At 37.5% G+C, this 3,327-nt stretch carries 3 protein-coding genes and 2 pseudogenes; 2 read left to right on the top strand and 3 right to left on the bottom strand.

Annotated features, from left to right (window positions below; translation table 11 throughout):
• Positions 1-559: 559 nt before the first annotated feature.
• Positions 560-1,207 (bottom strand): annotated as a pseudogene (locus tag F6K57_RS40535) (transposase); the annotation flags it as partial.
• Positions 1,208-1,607: 400 nt separating this feature from the next.
• Here F6K57_RS40535 and F6K57_RS40530 point away from each other — a divergent pair.
• Together F6K57_RS40530 and F6K57_RS40525 are read left to right on the top strand one after the other, a co-directional pair.
• A complete protein-coding gene (locus F6K57_RS40530) occupies positions 1,608-1,778 on the top strand; it encodes a hypothetical protein (RefSeq protein ID WP_293030628.1) in 171 nt (56 codons plus the stop codon).
• A 24-nt stretch (positions 1,779-1,802) separates the two neighbouring features.
• The gene (locus F6K57_RS40525; protein ID WP_293030625.1) at positions 1,803-1,934 is read left to right on the top strand and encodes a hypothetical protein; all 132 of its coding nucleotides are present in this window, start codon (positions 1,803-1,805) and stop codon (positions 1,932-1,934) included.
• Between the two features lie 355 nt (positions 1,935-2,289).
• On the opposite strand, the pseudogene F6K57_RS40515 reads toward F6K57_RS40525, so the two are convergent.
• Positions 2,290-3,162, bottom strand: a pseudogene (locus F6K57_RS40515) (IS630 family transposase).
• On the bottom strand, positions 3,135-3,327 hold a 193-nt coding region (locus F6K57_RS40510; protein WP_293030619.1), incomplete at its 5' end, for a hypothetical protein. The gene F6K57_RS40510 and the pseudogene F6K57_RS40515, both read right to left, overlap by 28 nt.

Raw genomic sequence — 3,327 nt, 5'->3', positions numbered from 1 at the left:
GAAAGGGACTGATTCCATCTGTTTGTAGTGTCCTTCATTCCAGAAGAGTTGTCTAGTCCTATCACTGACTATGTTAAATACCTATTTTGTCAAGTACAATTTATACAAAATAGCTGCAATTACCCTGGTATCATTAGGCTTAAACATACTCCTTAAAAGACAGTTTACACAGGGAAACCAAATTTTTTCCACACCTAAGTTTTCCTGTCTCAAAAAACGCCGTAATTTCTGCCGACGACTTTCAAACAAAATTGGTAATGGCAGTGCCGTGGGCTTTCCACTCTAACTTCACTTGTTTAAATAATTGAAGACTTGCTACCACTAGACTTAGTAATAGATAAGTACTGCGGTTGAGTTCCTTTACCAGGATTTATTGGTATTCTTTTGCTATCATTTTCCTTAGATAGGTCGGCTTTGCTATATTTGACCTATCTTTTTTTTTATCTGATGGCTGTATCTTATGCTACATCTAGCTTTCCCCTACCTCTGTCACCCTGCCAGCTACATAAGACAATTTATTTTTCTCTAATGTTCTAATAAACTGGCTACTTTCACCCTAGAGACTATCCGCTAATACTAGTTCTATAGTTAATCCTTCCTCTACTAATTCTTCTAGGATTTCTGAGGCTAACTCTATTTTATTTTTGTACTTATCTTCCTGTTTTAATGTTCCTCTTGGTTTGAAGATTTTGCCTACCAAGGGAAATGTTATATTTTGGGACACGACCTGAGCATTAACTGACACTATCCCATTATCTACTTTTCCGATACTTCCTAGATATTGCCGCGCTACATAGTCCGTTTTTTTTCCTTTCTTTCTATCCCCGGTTTCATCTATTATGACTGTAATTGCTTGTTCTTTTAATTTTTCTTTGATTTTCCTTAATCTTCCCTTCTTTAGTTCCCTGACTGACCAAGGTGAATTGGCGATGAAGTGATGTAGTGACTGGGCTGATTTTATCCCTACTACTTTGCGGTGCGACCCGTGGCGAATTTAATTCGCCTACGGAAAGCGCACCGGAGCTATTTCTGGTAAGGATTTTCTCTTTATTGCTGAGACTATTCCTAAGTGTAAATATTTGAAGCATTCATAGTTCCTTACTTCTTTGAATAGGTCTTTATAGGTCTGACAATATTCATCTATTATTGATACTGTTGCCTGGGGATCCCTGGCTAAATGTTTGAGGATTTGTTCCTCTACATCCATTGCTGTGCCTACCTTGTAGAGTTTCTTTTTTTTCTTTCTCTACTTATTATAACCGGAGAGTGACAGAAGAGGGATAAAGGAAGCCAAAGCTGCTAAACAGAATGCTAAGGATCACGGATATCAGGAAGAGTTAGATAAGTGGGTCACAATTGTGGATAAATTCGAGATACAGCGAAAGCGTTTAGAGTCTTTGAGTAAGGAGGATTTTCCTTTTGGTCATCCTTTCTATTGGGCTGGTTTTGTTTCGCAAGGAATTTAGAATGGAGAATGAAGAATGAAGAATTTAGAATTTAGAATTTAGAATTTAGAATTAAGAGTTTAGTTTTGTAGGGTGGGCAAGGGGAAATAAATTGGTTGGAGGGCTTGGGTTGAGGAATTACCTTGCCCACCAGGATTAACGGTGGCGAGCTTGGCTTTTTGGTGGGCAAAAGTCCTAGAGTTTTTCCTACAGGTGATCTGTGTACACTTTTTGCCCACCCTACAATATCTTACTTTTTGGTGGGCAAAAGTTCTAGAGTTTTCCCTACAGGTGATCTGTGTACACTTTTTGCCCACCCTACAGGATCTCTAAATTCTAAATTCTAAATTCTAAATTATGACTAACCTTCAACCTGCTAACCTTCAACCTGCTAACCAAAAAAAAGTAGCCGCAGAAATACTTTCCACGGCTAGAATTTTTAGACTATGCACTCAATTTTATCAGCTATCCAATCCTGATCGGATGTGATTAGCCTTTGGCAAGGGGGGGAAACCCCCCCAGAAATTTAAGGTGTTAACGCCAAATCCAATATCTGGTGATCATCGTAATATATTCGTCTGGAGTTCCAGTGGGCTGAAGAGGACCCCATTCGGAAATTTGGATGTAGCCGAGGGCATTCAGAATATATGCGGTATGGGTGATTTGCTGGCGAGACCCTTTCAAAATGTACGGAACAATGAATCCGTTTGAATTATTGTTTGAATTGGGCTGAGAGTTTTGAGTCATAGTCGAAAAATTGTTTTTGAATTTTATAATTATAATTATAATGATTATAATTTAAGTGGTCAAGGAAAATTAAGAATTATAGCAATCGAAGTATAGATTAGGACGTTAACTGAACAGCTAAATCAACTCTCTCTCTAAAATCTTCGATAGTACCTTTTGATTTTCTAACCCGATTTTTAATCGGAAACCAATAATGTTCTATTTTATTTAAATCAGGAGAATAGGGGGGCAAATAGTAAAGTTCACAATCCGCTGCTTCAACTAATTCTCTAATTCTTTCTCCTTTGTGGAAGGTGGCATTGTCTAAAATTATAATTTGCCCTGGATTTAATTCAGGAATCAATTTATCTTTAAGCCATGTCTCAAATACTGAACGATTACAAGAACCCTCAAAAGTCAGTGGCGCTATCAGTTTTCCTTCAAGCAAACCACTCATAATACTGACTCTTACACTTCTTTTTCCTGATTTTAAGTCAGAAAATCTTTTTCCTTTTTCATTCCAGCCATAACCATAGTCTTCACGATTATCCATTCCTGATTCATCTATATAAACTAACTGTTCCGGCTTCTTTTGACTAATTTTTTCTCGAAACTCTCGCCTTTTTTCTTCATCTCTTTCTCGATAACCGTAAGTTTTTTTTTCGGGTATAACCAATTTTTTTTAAGCCAAAACCTATAGTCCTATCACTAATCTTTTCTGACCACGCTTCTGCCATTTCCTTCTGAGTTGAGCTACCATGAGCACGGGACTTACTCCCGAAATTTATCCTGCGTCAGCTATTTTCGGATTATATCCCTTTTGATAACCCTCTTTTGCCCTATAATCTCCTGTTTCCTTTCTCTTTTTTAACCAGAGGTCAATTGTATTTCGGCTAATTTTAAAGAGACGACTAGCTTCAGTTTTTCCCATGCCATCGTCAATAGCGCCCATGACTTTTGTTCTTAAATCGTAACTGTAAGGAACTGCCATTTAATTAATTTATTAACAATCTTTGACTTTCTGACTAGTGGGACTTTAGCGCAAATTATAAACAAAAATCGTGCTACTCTATATAGAGTATGCTTTTTAGGTTCGTATTCTTCTCCACTCAATCCGATGAAAGAAACCGTTTCCACAGCAATGCCCCCCTGCTTT

The organism is Moorena sp. SIO4A5 (genome assembly GCF_010672005.1).
Classification (GTDB): Bacteria; Cyanobacteriota; Cyanobacteriia; order Cyanobacteriales; family Coleofasciculaceae; genus Moorena.
This window is presented reverse-complemented; position numbering and strand designations above follow the sequence as displayed.